The organism is Nocardiopsis sediminis (genome assembly GCF_042650565.1).
Lineage (GTDB): Bacteria > Actinomycetota > Actinomycetes > Streptosporangiales > Streptosporangiaceae > Nocardiopsis_B > Nocardiopsis_B sediminis.
Genome location: NZ_JBHSBH010000020.1, coordinates 99147 through 119751 on the forward strand (window position 1 = coordinate 99147; position 20605 = coordinate 119751).

General features: G+C 73.0%; 13 protein-coding genes and 1 pseudogene. 12 read left to right on the plus strand and 2 right to left on the minus strand.

Annotated features, from left to right (window positions below; genetic code table 11):
- Positions 1–60: 60 nt before the first annotated feature.
- Positions 61–2421, minus strand: coding sequence for an apolipoprotein A-IV repeat region-like domain-containing protein (locus tag ACFOVU_RS28190; protein ID WP_378538466.1), 2361 nt, complete (start codon positions 2419–2421; stop codon positions 61–63).
- 408 nt (positions 2422–2829) lie between these two features.
- Entirely contained in the window at positions 2830–4104 is a 1275-nt protein-coding gene (locus tag ACFOVU_RS28195; protein ID WP_378538467.1) for a class I SAM-dependent methyltransferase, read from the minus strand.
- Positions 4105–4308: 204 nt separating this feature from the next.
- Here ACFOVU_RS28195 and groES point away from each other — a divergent pair, with 204 nt between their 5' ends.
- From groES to galE, 12 genes and pseudogenes are all read left to right on the plus strand, one after another.
- Positions 4309–4620, plus strand: a complete 312-nt coding sequence (gene groES, locus ACFOVU_RS28200) for a co-chaperone GroES (RefSeq protein ID WP_378538468.1) — start codon at positions 4309–4311, stop codon at positions 4618–4620.
- Positions 4621–4791: 171 nt separating this feature from the next.
- The gene (gene groL / locus ACFOVU_RS28205) at positions 4792–6405 is read left to right on the plus strand and encodes a chaperonin GroEL (RefSeq protein WP_378538470.1); all 1614 of its coding nucleotides are present in this window, start codon (positions 4792–4794) and stop codon (positions 6403–6405) included.
- A gap of 295 nt (positions 6406–6700) precedes the next feature.
- Positions 6701–7291 (plus strand): sigma-70 family RNA polymerase sigma factor, encoded by a 591-nt coding sequence (locus tag ACFOVU_RS28210; RefSeq protein WP_378538471.1) that lies wholly within the window; start codon positions 6701–6703, stop codon positions 7289–7291.
- 264 nt (positions 7292–7555) lie between these two features.
- On the plus strand, positions 7556–9049 hold the full coding sequence (gene guaB / locus ACFOVU_RS28215; RefSeq protein WP_378538473.1) for an IMP dehydrogenase: 1494 nt from the start codon (positions 7556–7558) through the stop codon (positions 9047–9049).
- A 180-nt stretch (positions 9050–9229) separates the two neighbouring features.
- The gene (locus ACFOVU_RS28220; RefSeq protein WP_378538535.1) at positions 9230–10336 is read left to right on the plus strand and encodes a GuaB3 family IMP dehydrogenase-related protein; all 1107 of its coding nucleotides are present in this window, start codon (positions 9230–9232) and stop codon (positions 10334–10336) included.
- Positions 10337–10557: 221 nt separating this feature from the next.
- A complete protein-coding gene (locus ACFOVU_RS28225; protein ID WP_378538474.1) occupies positions 10558–11421 on the plus strand; it encodes a lytic transglycosylase domain-containing protein in 864 nt (287 codons plus the stop codon).
- A gap of 168 nt (positions 11422–11589) precedes the next feature.
- Positions 11590–13323: a glycerol-3-phosphate dehydrogenase/oxidase gene (locus ACFOVU_RS28230; RefSeq protein ID WP_378538476.1), complete on the plus strand. Its 1734-nt coding sequence runs from the start codon at positions 11590–11592 to the stop codon at positions 13321–13323.
- A gap of 99 nt (positions 13324–13422) precedes the next feature.
- Positions 13423–13803 (plus strand): VOC family protein, encoded by a 381-nt coding sequence (locus ACFOVU_RS28235; RefSeq protein WP_378538477.1) that lies wholly within the window; start codon positions 13423–13425, stop codon positions 13801–13803.
- A 258-nt stretch (positions 13804–14061) separates the two neighbouring features.
- Positions 14062–15540: a 3' terminal RNA ribose 2'-O-methyltransferase Hen1 gene (locus ACFOVU_RS28240; protein WP_378538479.1), complete on the plus strand. Its 1479-nt coding sequence runs from the start codon at positions 14062–14064 to the stop codon at positions 15538–15540.
- On the plus strand, positions 15537–18140 hold the full coding sequence (locus ACFOVU_RS28245; RefSeq protein WP_378538481.1) for a polynucleotide kinase-phosphatase: 2604 nt from the start codon (positions 15537–15539) through the stop codon (positions 18138–18140). The genes ACFOVU_RS28240 and ACFOVU_RS28245 overlap by 4 nt, the downstream gene beginning before the upstream one ends.
- 652 nt (positions 18141–18792) lie before the next feature.
- Positions 18793–19137: a hypothetical protein gene (locus ACFOVU_RS28250; RefSeq protein WP_378538482.1), complete on the plus strand. Its 345-nt coding sequence runs from the start codon at positions 18793–18795 to the stop codon at positions 19135–19137.
- A 176-nt stretch (positions 19138–19313) separates the two neighbouring features.
- Positions 19314–20318, plus strand: a pseudogene (galE, locus tag ACFOVU_RS28255) (UDP-glucose 4-epimerase GalE); the annotation flags it as partial.
- Positions 20319–20605: the final 287 nt, after the last annotated feature.

The window sequence follows — 20605 nt, forward strand, 5'->3', positions numbered from 1 at the left end:
AGGGCCGGCCCCTCGGAAGGGACCGGCCCCGAAGCGCCGCGTGGCCGCGGATCGCCGGTTCTACTCGTCGTCGTCCTCGTCGAGGTCCCGGCGGCGCTTCTTCTTGCCCTCGCGAACGGGGGTCAGCAGCGCCTCGGCCAGGGCGAGCATGGTCTCCTCCAGGGCCGCCAGGCGCTTGGTGACGTCGTCGTGCGAAGTCTCGACGGCTTCGGTCAGCGCCTCCTCGAACTCGTGGCGGTCGGGGCGGGCCTGCACCTCGCGCAGCAGCGGTTCGAGCGAGTCGAGCAGGCGGGTGTCGAGCGCGTCGAGCCGCTGCGACGGGTCGATGACCGGGCGCTCCACCAGCTCGGTGAGGCGCCGGTGCACCTCGCTGACCTCCATGGCGATGGGCAGCTGGGCGAGCCGCTGGTTGAGCGCCTCCAGCCGGTCGTCGACCGCCTCCAGGCGGCCGTCGACGCCGTCGATCTGGCCGTTGACGCCCTCGAACTGGCCCTCGACGCCGTTGACCCGGCCCTCGATGCCGTCGAGCCGCCCGTTGACGCCGTCGAGCCGGCCGTCGACCCCCTCGACCTTGCCTTCGAGGCCTTCGAAGCTCCCCTCGAAGTGGCCTTCGAAGGTGTCGAAGCGGTCGCTCAGTCGGCCGAGGCCGTGCTCGAACTTCCCGGTGATGGCGGTGAGGTGCTGGTCGACGCGGTCGGACAGCTCGCGCTGCCGCTGCTCCAGCCGGGAGTCGACCGCGTCGCGGTGCTCCTCGACCAGCCCGGTCAGCGCGGTGTGCCGCTCCTCGCCCTGCTCGTGCAGGCTGCGCACGCTCGCGGTGACGGAGTCGCGCAGCTCGGCCAGCGCCGCGGTGGACGCCGCGAGGTCGGCGTCGGCCTTGTCGCGCAGCCCCTTCGCGGTCTCGTCGAGCCGGGCGGTGACGGCCTCGTTGTGCGCGTCGTCGCGCTCGCGCAGCTCGGCGCGATGGACCTCGAGCTGCTCGTGGAGTTCGCCGAGGCGCTGGCGCAGGTGGGCGCGGAGGTCGCCGAGCTTGTCGTCGGTGGACTCGGCGAGCTTGACGACGGCGCTGTTGGCGTCGGCGATCGCGGCGGTCGCCTCGGCGTGGTTCTCCTCGGCCTGCGTGGTGAGCAGCCCCAGCCGCTCGGCGAGCCGGGCGGCCGCCTCCTCGTGGCGCCGCTCGGCTTGGGCGGAGAGGTCGCGCAGGCCGTCGGTGAGCTCGGTGGAGAGGGCCGCGTGCCGCTCGTCGGCGTTCGCGCGCAGTTCCGCGGCGGTGGCGCGGAGGTCGTCGGCGCCGCTGTCGAGCCGCTCGGTGAGCGCGGTGTGGTGTTCTTCCGCCGTGGTGCGGAGGTCGGCCGCGGTGGCGTTGAAGTTCCCGGAGAGGGCGGTATGCCCCTCCTCGACCGTGGTGCGCAGGTCGTCGGCCGTGGTGTCGAGCCGTTCGACGAGGGCGGCGTGGCGCTCCTCGGCGGCGGTGCGCAGCTCGCCGGTGGCGGCGTCGAGCCGGGCGTCGAGCGCCGCGTGGTGGTCGGCGGCCTCGGCGCGGATCTCCTGGACGGCGGTGCCGAGCCGCTCGGTGAGCTCGGTGTGGCGCTCTTCGGCGGCGGTGCGCTGCTCCTCGGCGCCCGCGCGAACTTCCTCGGCCGCGGCGTCGAACCGCTCGGTGACGGCCTGGTGCTGCTCGCGCAGAGTGGCGTCGACGGCGTCGTAGCGCTCGGCGACCGTGGCGCTCAGCGCCTCGCGCCCGTCGGCCACCACCTGCTCCAGCGCCTCGCGCCCCTCGGCGACGGCGGCCGCGAGGGAGTCGTGGCGCTCGCCCGCGGCGGTCATGGCCGACTCGTGGCGGCGCTCGGCGAGCTCGGCGGCGCCGGCCAGCGCGTCGTCGATGGCCTTGGCCTGTGCGGAGGCGGACTCGATGGCCTCGTCGATCTGGGTGAAGCGTGCCTCGACCCCGGTGGCCAGCCCCTCCAGCCGCTCGGTGAGGAGCCCGACCTTGTTCGAGGTGGCCTCTTCGGCGTCGGCGAGGCTCTTGAGCCGGGACATGACGGTTTCGAGGTGGCCGTTGATCCCGCGGATGTCCGCGCGCAGCGCGGGGAGTTCGGAGAGCGGCTTGACCCGTTCGCCGACCAGGGCGATGTGCTCGGCCAGTGTCTCGGCCCATTCGGGCGGGCGCGAGCTGAGCTCGTCGACCCGGGACTGGACGGCGGCGACCGATTCGGCGAGGGTGGCGAATTCGCGCTCGCGGAACTCCCGCAGCAGCCACTCCATGCCCTCAAGCCGCTGGCGCATCTCCTCGCTGACCGCGCCCTGCGATTTCTGCTCGGACATCTGGTCCTGCGCCGCCCGCGAGAGCAGGTCGCGCATGCGGTCGGAGATCCCGGTCTGCCCTCCCCCGTTGAGGAAGTTGTGGTTGCTCTGTTCCACCGAGGTGCTCCTTTTGATCTGGCGCCCCCACCCGCGTTCGCACGCGGATGGGCGGTGTTCTCAACGGATGCAGCGGGCGCGGGCGGGGAATAGGGCCCGACGTGTGGTCATCACACACGGACATGGCATGCGCACTGGCCGTGAGTGGCCCGTGCATGGCGAAAGGGTGGAAACCGGCGCACACCACCGGTCGCCCCTGGGTACGCCGACCCCGGGAATCCGTGAGAAGGGGAAAGGATTCAGCGGGGGTCAGTTTACCGACATGAGCCACGCTCGCCGGGTTGAAGTGGTGAAAATGTGGATTGTGCTGATTGCCGTGGAATGACCGCAGTCGTCACGGTAGTACGGATGGGCGGGCCCGTCATCCCTCGGCGGCCCCGCAGCGGCGGCGGTTCCGGGGCCGCGGACTCACGGCGAGGCTGTGACCTCGGAACACAGGAGGCAAATAGGGCGGTCGCCGATCCGGGTGAGGACCACGACAACGGATCCCGGTCCCGACGGGCGGAGGTCGCGGCGGAGTTTCTCCACGTCCACGGCCGATCCGCGTTTCTTAATCGTTACCGTTCCGGCGCCCCGTTCGCGTAGCACCGACCGCAGCCGCTTCAGGGAGAAGGGCAGGACGTCGTCCACCGCATAGGCGCGGGCGAACGGGGTGGCGACGAGCCGGTCGGACGTGATGTAGGCGATGTGGGGGTCGAGCAGCGCCCCGCCGACCGCGGCGGCCGCCTCGGCGACGAGGTGGGCGCGGATCACGGCGCCGTCGGGCTCGTAGAGGTAGCGCCTCGGCGCGGCGACCGGCGGGGCGCCCAGGCCCGGGTCGGCGGTCAGGGTCGCCGGGCTCCGCCCGTCGCCCCGCAGCAGCGTGGCGCGGCGCGGGACGTCGTACAGCGCGCCGAACCACAGCGCCGCCTCCTTGACGTCGCCGTCGACCGAGATCCACTCCGCGGAGGCGCCGTCGGGCACCAGCTCGTGGGGGATGCCCGGGGCGGCCTTCACACACGCCGCCGAAGCGCCCTGCGCGAGGTCCATGGCGGTGCCCCACGGCGGGGAGTAGGCGTGCGGGTCGAAGATCCGGCCCCGCTTTCCGCGCCGCGCCGGGTCGCAGAACACGGCGTCGTAGTCGCCCGGGGCGGTCAGCGCGGCGTCGCCGCGGCGGACCCGGACACGCCCGGACAGGCCCAGCGCCGCCGCGTTGGCCTCGGCCACGGCGGCGGTGAACGGGTCGGAATCGACCCCGTCGACCCGCAGGCCCTCGGCCGCGAGGGCGAGCATGTCCGCGCCGATGCCGCAGCACAGGTCGCCCACCAGCGTGTCCGGGGCGACCCCGGCGGCGAAGCGGCGGGCGCGGTACTCCGCGACCGGGCGGCGCGTGGCCTGTTCGAGGCCGTCGGGGGTGAAGTACATGCGCTCCGCGAGGTCGCCGAACTTCGCGCGGGCCCGGCCGCGCAGCCGCGCCTGGGTGAGAGCGGCGGTCACGAGGTCGGCGTGGGGGACGCCGGCCTCCCCGTCGGGGCCGCCGCCCGGCTCCGCGTCCGGTGCGCCGGCCGGAGCCGCCCGGCGCAGGCGCGTGGCCGCGCCCAAGGGGTCGGCGTCGACCTCGGCGGGGTCGATCGAGTCGAGCAGCCGCCGCCCCGCCGGGGTGCGGAGCGCGCGGAAGGCCGCCGACTGCGCACTGGTCGCCAACTCGCCCCCAATGACCTGTTGTGTTCGGTTCCGGGTCCCGCGTGCGCGGGGACGCGGCCGGTTTCCATCTTGGCACTCTCCACGATAGAGTGCTAATCGCGACGAGGCCGGTCTGGCACCCGCGACGACAGGCCGCCGTGGTCGCCCCATGTGCAGCATGTTTGTTTACGGATCACGACGAACCTGAAGGGGGAGGTCACAACCGTGTCGACCGCCACCAAGACCGTGCTGAAGCCGCTTGAGGACCGCGTCGTCGTCAGGACGCTGGAGGCCGAGCAGACCACCGCGTCCGGACTGGTCATCCCCGACACCGCCAAGGAGAAGCCCCAGGAGGGCGAGGTCCTCGCGGTGGGCCCGGGCCGCTGGGACGACGAGGGTGAGAACCGCATCCCGCTGGACGTCAAGGTCGGCGACGTCGTCCTGTACAGCAAGTACGGCGGCACCGAGGTCAAGTACAACAACGAGGAGTACCTCGTCCTCTCCGCCCGCGACCTGCTCGCGGTCGTCGAGAAGTAGGAGACCCGGATCGGCTGACGCCCTTCCGCGTGACATCCCGCCCCGGCCGGCTCGATGCCGGGCGGGGCGGTTTTTTCGCTGAGCGCGCCACCGGGGCACCGGTGTCCGGTGTACCCGGGGGCGGGCGGATACCACTCCCGACGAACGCGCACGGATTGAGGAAAGCTCACCATGCCCAAGATCCTGGAATTCGAGGACGACGCCCGGCGCGCCCTTGAGCGGGGTGTCGACCACCTCGCCAACGCCGTCAAGGTGACGCTGGGCCCGCGTGGCCGCAACGTCGTCATCGACAAGAAGTTCGGCGCCCCGACCATCACCAACGACGGCGTCACCGTCGCGCGTGAGGTCGAGCTGGACGACCCCTACGAGAACCTGGGGGCCCAGCTCGTCAAGGAGGTCGCCACCAAGACCAACGACGCGGCGGGCGACGGCACCACCACCGCCACCGTGCTCGCCCAGGCGCTCGTGCGCGAGGGCCTGCGCAGCGTCGCCGCCGGTGCCTCCCCGATGTCGCTCAAGAAGGGCATCGACGCCGCCGCCGAGCGGGTCTCGGAGATCCTGCTCGAGGGCGCCCGCGAGGTCGGCGAGCGCGCCGACATCGCCTACGTCGCCACCAACTCCGCCCAGGACGCCCAGATCGGCGACCTGATCGCCGAGGCGTTCGACAAGGTCGGCAAGGACGGCGTCATCACCGTCGAAGAGGCCCCGACCTTCGGCCTGGACCTCGCCTTCACCGAGGGCATGCAGTTCGACAAGGGCTACGTCTCGCCCTACTTCGTCACCGACGGCGACCGCCAGGAGGCGGTGCTGGAGGACGCCCTCATCCTCATCAACCAGGGCAAGGTCTCCTCCCTCAACGAGCTCCTGCCGCTGCTGGAGAAGGTCGTCCAGACCAAGAAGCCGCTGCTGATCATCGCCGAGGACGTCGACGGCGACGCCCTGGGCGCGCTGGTCCTCAACAAGATGCGCGGCGCCCTCAACGTCGCCGCGGTCAAGGCGCCCGGCTTCGGCGAGCGCCGCAAGGCCATGCTCCAGGACATCGCCACCCTCACCGGCGGCCAGGTCATCGCCGAGGAGGTCGGCCTGACCCTGGAGAACGCCGAGCTCGACACGCTGGGCAGCGCCCGCCGCATCACCATCACCAAGGACGACACCACCATCGTCGACGGTGCCGGCGAGCAGTCCGAGGTCGAGGACCGCGTCAACCAGATCCGCAAGGAGATCGAGGCCAGCGACTCCGACTGGGACCGCGAGAAGCTCCAGGAGCGCCTGGCCAAGCTGTCCGGCGGCGTCTCGGTGCTGAGCGTCGGCGCGGCCACCGAGGTGGAGCTCAAGGAGAAGAAGCACCGCCTCGAGGACGCGATCTCGGCCACCCGCGCCGCGATCGAGGAGGGCATCATCGCCGGCGGCGGCGCCTCCCTGGTGCACGCCGCGGCTGCCCTCGACGACCTCGGCCGCACCGGCGACGAGGCCACGGGCGTGGCCATCGTGCGCAAGGCGCTGGTCGAGCCGGCCCGCTGGATCGCCGTCAACGCCGGCGCCGAGGGCTACGTCGTCACCTACAAGATCGCCGAGCTCAAGCAGGGTGAGGGCTACAACGCCGCCACCGGCGAGTACGGCGACCTGATGGCGCAGGGCATCATCGACCCCGTCAAGGTCACCCGGTCGGCGGTGCAGAACGCCGCCTCCATCGCCGGCATGCTGCTGACGACCGAGGTGCTCGTCGTCGACAAGCCGGAGGAAGAGGAAGCCGAGGCCGGCCACGGCCACGGGCACGGCCACTGAGCCCTTCCCGGTCGTCCAGAGTGAACGGTTCAGTGCTCTCTGGTCACGCTCGCCTCCTCGCTCGGCTCCAACGGCCCCGCGAGGGGGCCTGCGGCCGGGGCGGCGCCGCCTCCGCTCGCTCGTCGGCTCGCCGTTCCATACCACGCGCGCCCCGATGATTCTCTCGGGGCGCGCGTGCCTTTATCCGGTTTACACCAAATGTGATCATTCTGTAGCCGGGGTTCGTGACGTGTAAGTCCCGGTGTCGGGGCATCATTCGTACGTGACGGATCTACGCGTCGCGGGGGGCCCGCAGGTGCCATCACCAGCAGTCCCGCGCAGGGCGAACGACACGGAACTGAACAACCTGACCTCGCTGGCCGTCCAGGGTGACCACGGTGCGGTGGACTCGCTGATCCGCGAGGTCCGCCCCATGGTCGTCCGCTACTGCCGTGCCCGCCTGGCCCGTGTCTCCGGCTACGTGCACTACTCCGACGACGTCGCGCAGGAGGTCTGCATCGCCCTCCTCGCGGCGCTGCCGCGCTATGAGGACATGGGGCGGCCCTTCGCCTCCTTCGTCTTCGGCATCGCGGCGCACAAGGTGGCCGACGCCCTCCGCGGATCCACGCGCGCCGACGTGCCCACCGAGACCGTCCCGGACCGGCCCGACGACGGCCCCGGGCCGGAGGAGGCCGCGGTCCGCACCGTCGAGGCGGAGCGGGCGCGGGCGCTGCTGAACGAACTGCCCGAGCAGCAGCGGCGGCTGCTGGTGATGCGCGTGATCGCCGGGCTATCGGCTGATGAGACGGGACATGTCCTTGGGATGTCGGCGGGTGCGGTACGGGTTGCCCAGCACCGAGCTCTTGCTCGGCTTCGGGAGGTGGCCGTGGCGAACCGCCTCTTCTAGCGGCGCGTCCTGCCACGCACCCCTGAGCCCGCGGCCCCGGGGTACCCACTGCCCGCCGCGGATTCCCGCCCCCGGCCACTGCCGCCTGGGGCGCCCCGCGCGCTGAGAGCGCGCCGCCCGCCGTGCGCCGGGCCGCACCCGCCCCCCGCGGGTACTGTGACCCTCCCCACCGCCCCGACCGTCCACCTGTGATGTTCCCCGCCGGTAAACCCGCCGGTCAGGGCCATAGGATGAAACGGTCACGGCGAATGGTTGGATGGGGTAATGACGCAGCTGTACACGGGGGCCGACGGCAAGGTGCTGGCGCCTGGCCTCACCTATGACGACGTCCTGCTGGTCCCGGCCTACTCGGACCTCCAGCCCGGCGATGCCGACACCGGCACCCGGCTCTCGCGCGGCATCGAGCTGCGCATCCCGCTGCTCTCCGCGGCCATGGACACCGTCACCGAAGCCCGCATGGCCGTGGCCATGGCCCGCCAGGGCGGCGCCGGCGTGCTGCACCGCAACCTCTCCATCGAGGACCAGGCCGGCCAGGTCGACCTGGTGAAACGGTCCGAGGCCGGCATGGTCACCGACCCCGTCACCTGCGCCCCCGACGACACCCTCGCCGATGTCGAGCAGCTGAGCGCCCACTACCGCATCTCCGGCGCCCCGGTCACCGATCCCGACGGCCGCCTCGTGGGCATCGTCACCAACCGCGACATGCGCTTCGAGGACGACCGCAACCGCCCCGTCCGCGACGTCATGACCCCCATGCCGCTGGTCACCGCGCCCGTGGGCGTCTCCCGCGAAGAGGCCTTCCGCCTGCTGCGCCGGCACAAGGTCGAGAAGCTGCCGCTGGTCGACGACCAGGGCCGGCTGCGCGGGCTGATCACCGTCAAGGACTTCATCAAGAGCGAGCAGTTCCCCGACGCCACCAAGGACGCCGACGGCCGGCTGGTGGTCGGCGCCGCAGTGGGCGTGGGCCCCGACGCCGAGACCCGCGCGCGGGCGCTGGTCGAGGCCGGCGCGGACTTCATCGTCGTCGACACCGCGCACGGCCACTCCTCCGGCGTCGTTGAAATGGTCGCCAAGCTCAAGGCCAACTCGCGCGCCGACATCGTGGCGGGCAACATCGCCACCCGCGCGGGCGCCCAGGCGCTGGTCGACGCCGGTGCCGACGCCGTGAAGGTCGGTGTCGGGCCGGGCTCCATCTGCACCACGCGCGTCGTCGCGGGGGTCGGTGCGCCGCAGCTCACCGCCATCATGGAGGCCGCCAAGGCCGCGGGGCCCGCGGGCGTCCCGGTCATCGCCGACGGCGGGCTCCAGCACTCCGGCGACATCGCCAAGGCGATCGTCGCCGGCGCCAGCACGGTCATGGTCGGCAGCCTGCTCGCGGGCGTCGAGGAAAGCCCGGGCGAGCTGAACTTCATCAACGGCAAGCAGTACAAGACCTACCGCGGCATGGGCTCGCTGGGCGCCATGCGCGGGCGGTCCTTCTCCAAGGACCGGTACTCCCAGGCCGACGTCGCCACCGAGGAGAAGCTGATCCCCGAGGGGATCGAGGGCCAGGTGCCCTACCGCGGCCCGCTCCAGGCGGTCGCCCACCAGCTCGTCGGGGGCCTCCGGCAGTCGATGTGGTACGCGGGCGCGCGCACCGTCGCGGCCCTGCGCGAGAATGGCCGGCTGATGCAGATCACCTCGGCCGGCCTCAAGGAGAGCCACCCCCACGACATCCAGATGACCGTCGAGGCGCCCAACTACCACGCCCGCCGCTGACCGCGTCCCGGACGGCGGCCCGGTAGGGCCCGGCCCGCCCGGCCGAACCGCCCGGAGACCGCATAAGGGGTGCTCCGGGCGGGCATACGGGGTGGTCGGCGGTACACTCGCGGCGGCAGCAGGCGCCGGCCGACCGGCAGGCGCGGTGGCACGCGAGAGGGGACCGAAGCGGTGGCTCAGGTGGAGATCGGGCTGGGCAAGAGCGGGCGGCGCGCCTATGAACTCGACGAGATCGGGATCGTGCCCGCCCGGCGCACCCGTGACCCCGAGGAAGTGTCCATCGCCTGGCAGATCGACGCCTACCGGTTCGAGACACCGCTCGTCGGCAGCCCCATGGACAGCGTCGCGTCGCCGGCGACCATCGTCGCGATCGGCGAGCAGGGCGGGCTGGGCGTACTCGACCTCGAAGGCCTGTGGACCCGCTACGAGGACCCCGAGCCGCTGCTCGCCGAGATCCACGAGCTCGACGACGCCGCCGCCACGCGGCGGCTCCAGGACATCTACGCCGCGCCGATCCAGGAGGAGCTGATCGGGCGGCGCATCGAGGAGATCCGCCAGGCCGGCGTGGTCACAGCGGCCCGGCTGTCGCCGCAGAACACCGCCCAGTACCACAAGGCCGTCATCGACGCCGGCGTGGACATCTTCGTGATCCGCGGCACCACCGTCTCCGCCGAGCACGTCTCGGGGCGCGCCGAGCCGCTCAACCTCAAGCAGTTCATCTACGACCTGGACGTTCCGGTCGTGGTGGGCGGCTGCGCCACCTACACCGCCGCCCTGCACCTGATGCGCACCGGCGCGGCCGGGGTGCTGGTGGGCTTCGGCGGCGGATCGGGCCACACCACCCGCTCCGTGCTCGGTGTCGCCGTGCCCATGGCCAGCGCGATCGGCGACGTCGCAGCGGCCCGCCGCGACTACCTCGACGAGTCGGGGGGCCGCTACGTGCACGTCATCGCCGACGGCGGCATGAGCCACAGCGGCGACATCGCCAAGGCCCTGGCCTGCGGCGCCGACGCCGTCATGGTCGGCTCGCCCCTGGCCCGCGCCGCCGAGGCACCCGGCCGCGGCTACCACTGGGGCAGCGAGGCCCACCACAACGAGCTGCCGCGCGGCGAGCGGGTCGACGTCGGCACGATCGGCGACCTCAAGTCGATCCTGCACGGCCCCGCCTCCTCCAGCGACGGGTCGATGAACCTCATGGGCGCCCTGCGGCGCACCATGGCCACCTCCGGCTACACCGACCTCAAGGAGTTCCAGCGGGTCGAGGTCGTCGTCAACCCGCACAACTAGGACCCGTAGGGGCCGCGCGACGGGATCGTGCCCGGCCGGCGCCCGTGCAGGGCGCCGGCCGGGTTTTTATGGCAACCGGGCGCCACCACGGCGTGCGCGGGCGCGCCCCGCCTTTTTCGGTCGTGTCGCTGCCTTTCGGCCGTCCGCCGGGTAGGTTGTTTTCCCGGCGCAGCGTAATGACATGGTCACGATCGTCCTCCCTTCGCGTTGATGAGGTGCCTGTGAGCCGTCCCCCCGCACACCCCGCACCCGACGATCCGGCGACCCCGCCCCCCGCCGTCGCCCCCGAGGCCGGATGGCGGCCCGCGGCCGCCGCGGCGGTGGCCGTCTTCTGCACCGTCGCCCTGGCCGGAGGCGTGGCGGCCGTCGTCCGCGTGGCCGGCGAGGCAGTCTCCCCGCCGCCGCTTCCCCCGGGTGCGGACGACTCCGCGGGGCGCATCGACACCGTCCCCGCACCGGCCGAGCGGACTTCCGACGTCGCCGCCGACGACCGCGCCTCGCCCGCTGATGACTCCGCGACCGCCGAGGCCGGCGCCGAATGGCTCGACTCCACCGCCGCGTCCACCGGAATCCCGCGCCGCGCGCTGGAGGCCTACGCGGCGGCACAGCTGCGCGCCATGGAGGAGCTGCCGCAGTGCCGGATCTCCTGGCCCACGCTCGCGGCGATCGGCGAGGTGGAGTCGCGCCACGGCACCTTCGCCGGGGGCGAGATCGGGCCCGGCGGCCGCACCACGGTCGACATCATCGGGATCCCGCTCGACGGCACGAACGGGACCGCCGCCATCCGCGACACCGACGGCGGCCGGCTCGACGGCGACACCGAGTGGGACCGCGCGGTCGGCCCGATGCAGTTCATCCCGAGAACCTGGGACCGCTGGGGCGCCGACGCCGACGGCGACGGCACCGCCGACCCGCACGACATCGACGACGCCGCCCTCGCCGCCGCCCGCTACCTGTGCGCCGACGGCCGCGACCTCACCTCCGACGACGGCTGGTGGACCGCGATCCTCACCTACAACGAGTCCGCGTCCTACGCCGACGACGTCCTCGACATCGCCAACCGCGTCGTCTCCGACGCCCGCTGAAGGGGCGCGGGCACCCGCGGGAGCCGGCGGCGCCGAATGGCCGAGCTCCGGGCCACGCTCCGGGTGTCGGCCGGGCACCGCTCCTGCCCCGGGTTAGCCTGGGGAGCCAGGACGAACCGGGCGCAACCACCAGGCTCCGCCCGGGAGCCGCCGGGAGAAAGGCGTCACATGATCACAGCGAGGATGGGGCCCGACGAGCGGGCCTCGGCGCTCACGTCCATGGCCACCGGCGAACTCGACGTCCTGGTGGTGGGCGGGGGGATCGTCGGCGCCGGGGTGGCGCTCGACGCGGTCTCCCGCGGCCTGTCGGTCGGCCTCATCGAGGCGCGGGACTTCGCCGCCGGCACCTCCAGCCGCTCCAGCAAGCTCATCCACGGCGGCCTGCGCTACCTGGAGCAGCTCGACTTCGAACTGGTGCGCGAGGCGCTGACCGAGCGTGGCCTGCTGCTCAACCGCATCGCCCCGCACCTCGTCCGGCCGGTGCCGTTCGTCTTCCCCTTCACCCACCACTGGGAGCGGCCCTACATCGGCGCCGGGGTGGCGCTCTACGACACCCTGTCGATGTCCATGGGGACCTCGCGCGGCCTGCCGCGCCACCGGCACCTGACCCGCAGCGGGGCCATGCGCATCTTCCCCGCTCTGCGGCGCGACGCACTGGTGGGCGCCGTGCAGTACTGGGACGCCCAGGTCGACGACGCCCGCTACGTCGTCACCCTGCTGCGCACCGCCGCCACCTACGGCGCCCAGATCGCGAGCCGGGTCCAGGCGGTCGGCTTCCTGCGCGAGGGCGAGCACGTCACCGGGGCGCTGGCGCGCGACCTGGAGGCCGGCGAGGACCTGGAGATCCGCGCCAAGCAGGTCGTCAACGCCGCCGGGGTGTGGACCGACGACATCCAGGAGATGGTCGGCGGCCGCGGGCAGATCCACGTGAGCGCGTCCAAGGGCATCCACCTGGTGGTGCCGCGCGACCGGATCCAGGCGTCGTCGGGGCTGATCCTGCGCACGGAGAAGAGCGTGCTGTTCGTCATCCCGTGGGGGCGGCACTGGATCGTCGGCACCACCGACACCGCATGGGACCTGGACAAGGCCCATCCGGCGGCCAGCCGGAGCGACATCGACTACATCCTCGACCACGTCAACCGGGTACTGCGGGTCCCGCTGACCCGGGACGACGTCGAGGGCGTGTACGCGGGGCTGCGCCCGCTGCTGTCGGGGGAGTCCGACGAGACCTCCAAGCTGTCGCGCGAGCACACGGTCGCCCACCCCGTTCCGGGGCTGGTGCTGATCGCGGGCGGCAAGTACACCACCTACCGGGTCATGGCCAAGGACGCGGTCGACGCCGTCGCGCACGGCCTCGACGGGCGCATCCCCGAATCGGTCACCGACCGGGTCCCGCTCGTCGGCGCCGACGGGTTCGCCGCGCTGTGGAACCAGCGCCGCCGGGTGGCCCGCGAGGCGGGGCTGCACCCGTCGCGGGTCTCGCACCTGCTCCGCCGGTACGGGTCCATGATCGGGGAGGTGCTGGCGCTGATGGGGGAGAGCCCCGATCTGAAGGAGCCGCTGACCGGCGCCGACGACTACCTGCGTGCGGAGGTCGTCTACGCGGTGCGCCATGAGGGCGCCCGCCACCTCGACGACGTGCTGTCGCGCCGGACCCGGGTGTCCTTCGAGACCTGGGACCGGGGGATCGCGGTGGCCGAGGAGGCCGCGGAGCTGATGGCCGGCCCGCTGGGCTGGGGCGCGGATCAGATCGAACGCGAGGTCGAGTACTACCGCAAGCGCATCGAGGCCGAGCGCGCGGCCCAAGAGCAGGACAACGACAACGAGGCCGACGCCGTCCAGCACGGAGCCCCCGACATCGTCCCCGTCCCCGACACCCGCGTCCCCGCCGGCCGCCGCTAAGGTGCGTATCGAAAGGGCCGCCGGGAGCCGGAGCCGCATACGCGGGCAATGAGCGCGACCCGGCGGCCTTCGGCCTGGGGATCCGGAAGGTTCACGCGCATGGTCTCGGTGGTGCAGAACGTGGCGATCGACTGCGCGGACGCCTACGGGCTCGCGTGTTTCTGGAGCAGGGTGACGGGCCGTCCGCTGCATCCGGACGACGCGCCGGGCGACCCGGAGACCCAGGTGCTGCTGGCGGAGGGCCCGGTGCTGCACTTCAACCAGGTGCCCGAGGCCAAGACGGCCAAGAACCGGATCCACCTGTGCCTGCGCCCGGAGACCTTGCGCGATCAGGAGGTGGACCGGCTACTGGGCCTCGGCGCCACCTTCGTCGCCGACCACCGGAACCCCGACGGTTCGGGCTGGGCGATCCTCGCCGACCCCGAGGGCAACGAATTCTGCGTCCTGCGCAGCGAGTCCGACCGGGCCGCCATGGGTTAGCGCGCGGCCGTGTGCCGGACCGGCGCCGTCTGCGCTGGCTCGTCGGCTCGCCGTTTGGTGTTGTCCGGTCACGCTCGCCTTCTCGCTCGGCTCCAGCGGCCCCGCGAGGGGGCCTTCGGCGATCGGCGGCGCCGCCTCCGCTCGCTCGTCGGCTCGCCGTTTGGTGTTGTCCGGTCACGCTCGCCTTCTCGCTGTTCTCCATCCACAGGGCTGGAAAATTCGTTCGAATCCGGCGGGGGTGTCCAGCACACTTGAAACGTGCTCCTCACGATCACCACCACCCACCGGCCCGCCACCGACCTCGGCTTCCTGCTGCACAAGCACCCCGATCGCGTGCAGCGGTTCGACCAGTCCTATGGCACCGCGCACGTGTTCTACCCCGAAGCGGGCGAGGACCGGTGCACGGCGGCGCTGCTGCTGGAGGCCGATCCGCGGGCGCTCCTGCGCGGGCGGGCCGAGCGTTGGGCGCCCGACTTCGCGCTGGCGCAGTACGTCAACGACCGCCCCTATGCGGCGTCGTCGCTGTTCGCCGTGGCGCTGGGCGATGTCTTCCGCAGCGCGATCCGGGCGCGCTGCGACGCCCGGCCCGGCCTCGCCGACACCGCCATCCCGCTGCGCCTGCACGTGCCGGCCGTGCCGTGCCGGGGCGGGGCCGACCAGGTGCGGGCGCTCTTCGAGCCGCTGGGCTGGCAGGTCGAGGCCGATCCCGTCCCCCTCGACCCCGGGCTGCCGGGCTGGGGCGACTCCCGCTACGTGCGGCTCACCCTCACGGGCACCCTCCTACTGGCCGATGCGCTCAGCCACCTCTACGTGCTGCTGCCCGCCATGGACGGCACCAAGCACTACTGGGTCAGTGAGGACGAGGTCGACAAGCTGCTGCGCGCGGGCGCCGCCTGGCTGCCCGGGCACCCGCAGCGTGCGTGGATCACCCGCCGCTACCTGGCGCGGCGCGAGCGGTACGTGCGCACGGCGATCGCGCGCCTGCGCGAACTCGACGACCTCGCCGAGCCCGCCGACATCGCGGATGCCGACCCCGACTCCGCCGCCGACCTTGCAGCGGCCGGCCCCGTCGCCGAGCCCGCCGGCTCCGTCGCGCCCGATGCATCGGCCGCCCCCGCCGATCCCGCCGAGCGGGCGCCGTCGCTGGCCGAGCTCCGTGCGGGCGCGGTGGTGTCGGTCCTGGCGGCCGAGAACGCCCGCCGGGTCATCGACCTCGGGTGCGGCACCGGCAAACTGGTCGCCCGGCTGCTCGACCAGCACGGCATCGACCACGTCACCGGCGTCGACGTCGCGGCCGCCGCCATCGAGCACGCCCACCGGCGGCTGCACGTCGACCGCATGCCCGAACGCCGACGCAGCCGCCTGGACCTGTTCACCGGCTCGGTCCTCTACCGCGATCCCCGCTTCGCGGGATACGACGCCGCCGTGCTCATGGAGGTCATCGAGCACATCGACCCGTCCCGGCTGCCCGCCCTCGAACAGGTCGTCTTCGGCCACGCCGCCCCGGGCACCGTCGTCGTCACCACGCCCAACGCCGAGTACAACCGCCTCTACGAGGGCCTGGCCGACGGCGCGTTCCGCCACCCCGACCACCGCTTCGAATGGACCCGCGCGCAGTTCCGCGCCTGGGCCGAGGCCGTCGCCTCGGCCCACGGCTACCGGCTGCGCATCCTGCCCGTGGGGACCGAGGACCCGTCGGCCGGGGCCCCGACCCAGATGGGAGTCTTCACCAAATGAGCGGCACCACACCCGTCGCCCGCGTGCTGGGCGTCCCCGAGATGGGCCTCGTCGTCCTCATCGGGGTATCCGGGTCCGGGAAGTCGACCTTCGCCGCCCGGCACTTCCGGCCCACCCAGGTGGTCTCCTCGGACTTCTGCCGCGGCGCGGTCAGCGACGACGAGAACGACCAGTCCGCCAGCGCCGACGCCTTCGCCCTGCTGCACCACATCGTCGCCACCCGGCTGCGGCGCGGCCTGCTGACCGTCGTCGACGCCACCAACGTGCAGCCGCAGTCGCGCGCGCAACTGGTGCGGATCGCCAAGGAGCACGACGTCCTGTGCACCGCCATCGTGCTCGACGTCCCCCAGCGCCTCGCCCGCGAGCGCAACGAGGGCCGCCCCGACCGCGACTTCGGCCCGCAGGTCATCACCCGCCAGACCCGCGACCTCAAGCGCAACCTCAAGCGGCTGAGCAAGGAGGGCTTCCGCACGGTGCACGTGCTCAACGGCCCCGACGAGATCGACTCCGCGGTCGTGCGGACCGAGAAGGGCTGGACCGACAAGCGCGATCTGACCGGCCCGTTCGACATCATCGGCGACGTCCACGGCTGCCGCGCCGAGCTCGAGGAGCTGCTCGCCGGGCTGGGCTACGCCGTGCGCCGCGACGACCACGGCCGCGCCGTGGGCGCCCACCACCCCGATGGCCGCACCGCCGTGTTCGTCGGCGACCTCGTCGACCGCGGCCCCGACACCCCGGGCGTGCTCCGGCTGGCCATGGGCATGGCCGGCGACGGCGACGCCCTGTGCGTGTCCGGGAACCACGAGAACAAGCTGGTCCGGGCGCTGAAGGGCCGCAAGGTCCAGACCACCCACGGCCTCGCCGAATCCCTGGAGCAGCTCGGCCGCGAAACCCCGGAGTTCCGCGACGAGGCGCTGGCCTTCTGCGACTCCCTGCTCAGCCACTACGTCCTCGACTCCGGCCGCCTGGTGGTGGCCCACGCCGGGCTGAAGGAGGCCTACCACGGGCGGGCGTCGGGCCGGGTCCGGTCGTTCGCGCTCTACGGCGAGACCACGGGCGAGACCGACGAGTTCGGCCTGCCCGTGCGCCACCCCTGGGCGCTCGACTACCGCGGCCGGGCGGCCGTGGTCTACGGGCACGTCCCCACGCCCGAGCCCGAGTGGATCAACAGCACCATCTGCCTCGACACCGGCTGCGTCTTCGGCGGCCGGCTCACCGCGCTGCGCTACCCCGAACGCGACCTCGTGCACGTGCCGGCCCAAGGGGTCTGGTTCGAGCCCGCCAAGCCGTTCGCGGGGGCGCAGGGCGGGGCGGACCGCGCGGCCGGTCCCGACCCGTCGCGCGCGGCGGGCGTCCTGGACATCGGCGACGTCGTCCCCGACCCCGGCTACGGCCGCCGCGAGCCCGTGGCCACCGCGCACGGCTCCGTCACCGTCCCGCACGAGAACGCGGCGGCCGCGCTCGAGGTCATGAGCAGGTTCGCCGTCGATCCCCGCTGGCTGCTGTACCTGCCACCGACCATGGCCCCGGCGCCCACGTCCACCGATCCCGGGCTGCTGGAGCACCCGGGCGAGGCGTTCGGCCACTACCTCGGCGCGGGCGTGGGGCGGGTCGTGTGCCAGGAGAAGCACATGGGCTCGCGCGCCGTCGTCGTGGTCTGCCGCGACGACATCGCGGCGGCGCGCCGCTTCGTGCCCGGGGCCACCGGGGCCGTCTACACGCGCACCGGCCGGCCGTTCTTCGCCGACCCGCACACCGAGGCCGCGGTGCTCGACACCCTGCGCGAGGGCATCGGCGCCGCCGGGCTGTGGGAGCGGTTCGCCACCGACTGGATCGCGTTCGACGGCGAGATGCTTCCGTGGTCGGCCAAGGCCGAAGGCCTGATCCGCGAGCAGTACGCCTCGGTGGGGGCGGCGGCGCGCGCCGCCCTGCCCGCGGCCGCCGAAGCGCTGGCCGCGGCGGCCGGGCGCGGTCTCGACGTCGCCGGCCTCTCCGGGCTGGTCGAGCGCCACAGCGCAGGGATCGAGGCGTTCAGCCAGGTCTACCGGCGCTACACCTGGCCCACCGACGGCGCCGCCGGCCTGCGCTACGCGCCGTTCGCGGTGCTGGCCGCCGAAGGCGCCGAGTTCGGCGACCGCGACCACGTGTGGCACATGGGGGTGGCCGAGGCCCTGGCCGAGCACTGCCCGATGGTGCGCACCACCCGCTACCGGGTGGTCGACACCACCGACCCCAAGGCCACCGACGCCGCCGCGGTGTGGTGGGAGGACCTGGTGTCGGCCGGGGGCGAGGGGATGGTCGTCAAGCCGTTCGACGGCGCGCTGGCCACCGGGCGCAAGGGGCTGGTCCAGCCGGGGCTGAAGGTGCGCGGGCCCGAGTACCTGCGCATCATCTACGGCCCCGACTATCTCGAGCCCCAGCGCATGGAGGCGCTCCGCGACCGCAGGCTCGGCCGCAAGAGCGGGCTGGCCCTGCGCGAGCACAAGCTCGGCCTCGAGGCGCTGGCCCGCCACGCCCGCGATGAACCCCTGTGGCGGGTCCACCAGCCGGTGTTCGCCATCCTGGCCCTGGAATCCGAACCCGTCGACCCCCGGTTGTGACCCCCGACCCCTCTCCTCCCGCCTTGGCCGCCGTCAGACCGCGGACCGGTCGGGGGTCGGGGAGGAGGCCGGGGTCGGTCCGAGGGCCCGCCGGGCGAACACCGTGCCCGAACGTCACGCTTGGCTCCTCTCTCAGCTCGGGCCGCTCTGCGGGCCTGGGGCCTCCGGGCGGGGCGGCGCTGCCCCCGGCCGCTCGTCGGCTCGTGGTGACGGGTCCACAGCGGAGGTGACGGATGAGCGGGGGCGTCGGTGTGCATGCCGACGTCCCCATTGGCGTTCCGACCTGCGGCGACACCGGTTCGGAGCCGTTGGGGCGGGCCACGGTGGGTCGCCGTACGCCAGGGGCGGCCAGGCTTTTCGGTCGGACATGGGCCAGGATCCTCCGCCGGCCCGGACCCATGGGTCCGGCCCGTCGGGGCCCGTCCGTGGCGGGTGATTTCGGAGGTTGGGTCGGACGGAGCGGCATAGTTCGCTACCCAGGAAACCAACCAAGGAAACAAGATGCCTAAAAAAAGACCACACAAAACTTTGTTTTCGGCTGACGGTGTGTGATTGACTGCTCCGCGCTACGCCCCGACGCGGCCCGTCACCGTGTGGCCGGCCCGCGCCCCCTACGTTCTTGGAGGCACACATGTCCGCTCTCCGCCGAGGCATGACCATCGCATCGTCGATGGTCGCCGGCCTCGCCCTCACCTTCGGCCTTTCGGTCGCCATCGCCTCTCCGGCCTCGGCCGCGGGCACATTCCAGCTCTGCAATGTGGGCTCTGGATACTGGGCCGTCGCGGACTTCGGATCCGGATTCACGAGCCGCGCCGTCAGCTCCGGCCAGTGCACCAGCTTCAGCACCAACGGCGGCGTGGACTTTAAGGTGACGATCACGAACTCCGGCGGGCGGAACAAGACCACCACCAGCTACCACATCCCGAGCGGCCGGAGCATGAACTTCTCCACCGGCGGCACCTTCTCCGCCCCCCAGTTCACCCCGCAGGTCCACTAGGACGCCGCCGGTGCCGGACCCGGGCCGTGCGCTGCGGCCCGGGCCGGCCCGCCCTTCCGGGGCCGCAGGTAGGCTCGGCACCTGTGGGCACCGGCGACCTGGCGCGGCACCGGCGCCTCATCGCCCGGCGGCCCGTCCCGGTCCGCGGCCGGGGGTTCCCAAGCGAGGAGATCCGGATGAAGGTCCTGCTGACCGGCGGTGCCGGGTACATCGGCACGCACACCGCCGTCGAGCTGATCGCGGCGGGCCACGACGTCGTGGTCCTGGACTCCCTGGTCAACGCCCATGCCGAGGCCCTGCGCCGGGTCGAGCGCATCACCGGGCGGGAGGTGCCGCTGCACGTCGGCGACTGCGCCGACCCCGTTGCCGTGCAGAAGGTGTTCGCCGACCACGCCCCCGACGCCGTCGTCCACTGCGCCGGGCTCAAGGCCGTCGGCGAATCCGTGGGGCAGCCGCTGCGGTACTACCGCAACAACCTCGACGCGCTCCTCACGCTGTGCGAGACCGCGCGCGACCACGGCGTGCACCGGCTGGTGTTCAGCTCCTCGGCCACTGTCTACGGCGACCCCGCCACGGTCCCCATCACCGAGGACATGCCGCTGTCGGTCACCAACCCCTACGGCGCCACCAAGCTCTTCGCCGAGCAGATCCTGCGCGACCTCGCCGCGGCCGACAACGCCTGGAGCATCACCGCGCTGCGCTACTTCAACCCGATCGGCGCCCACCCCAGCGGCCTGATCGGCGAGGACCCCCAGGGCGTGCCCAACAACCTCTTCCCCTACCTCGCGCAGGTCGCCGTGGGCCACCGCGACCGGCTGCTCGTCTTCGGCGACGACTACGACACCCCCGACGGCACCGGGGTGCGCGACTACCTGCACGTGACCGACCTCGCGCGCGGCCACGTCGCCGCGCTCGACCACCTCGGCGACTCCACCGGCTTCCGCGCCTACAACCTCGGCACCGGCGCGGGCACCTCGGTCCTCGAAGCCGTCCGGCTCTTCGAACGCGCCTCCGGCGCCGCCATCGTCCACGAGGTCACCGGCCGGCGCCCGGGCGACATCGCCACCTGCTACGCCGACCCCTCCGCCGCGCTGCGCGACCTCGGCTGGCGGGCCGAGAAGACGGTGGCCGACGCCTGCGCCGACGCCTGGCGCTGGCAGGCCGAGAACCCCCTCGGCTTCAACGTCCCCCAGGACTTCGCCGGGGCCCGGGTCGAGGTCTACGACGAGCTGTGGCAGGAGGACCGCGACGGCGGCCACCCGGAGCTCGGCCGGACGCTTTCGGTGTGGGGGCGCAGCGCCTCGGGCACCTGGCTCGGCCGGTCCGACGCCCTGCGCGACCTCAGCGCCGACGACATCGACGTCCTGATCGAGAACGACGGGTACCTGTTCGTCAGCGAACTGGGCCGCGACCAGGTGCTCGCCCGCCTCGCGGCGGCGTTCCCCGGGGCCGACATCCACTACTACGA

Bases quoted from the DNA above. Each gene is read 5' to 3' on its own strand.
- groL (WP_378538470.1), top strand. From the start codon at position 4,792: ATGCCCAAGATCCTGGAATTCGAGGACGACGCCCGGCGCGCCCTTGAG.
- guaB (WP_378538473.1), top strand. From the start codon at position 7,556: ATGACGCAGCTGTACACGGGGGCCGACGGCAAGGTGCTGGCGCCTGGC.
- ACFOVU_RS28230 (WP_378538476.1), top strand. From the start codon at position 11,590: ATGATCACAGCGAGGATGGGGCCCGACGAGCGGGCCTCGGCGCTCACG.
- ACFOVU_RS28235 (WP_378538477.1), top strand. From the start codon at position 13,423: ATGGTCTCGGTGGTGCAGAACGTGGCGATCGACTGCGCGGACGCCTAC.
- ACFOVU_RS28245 (WP_378538481.1), top strand. From the start codon at position 15,537: ATGAGCGGCACCACACCCGTCGCCCGCGTGCTGGGCGTCCCCGAGATG.
- ACFOVU_RS28250 (WP_378538482.1), top strand. From the start codon at position 18,793: ATGACCATCGCATCGTCGATGGTCGCCGGCCTCGCCCTCACCTTCGGC.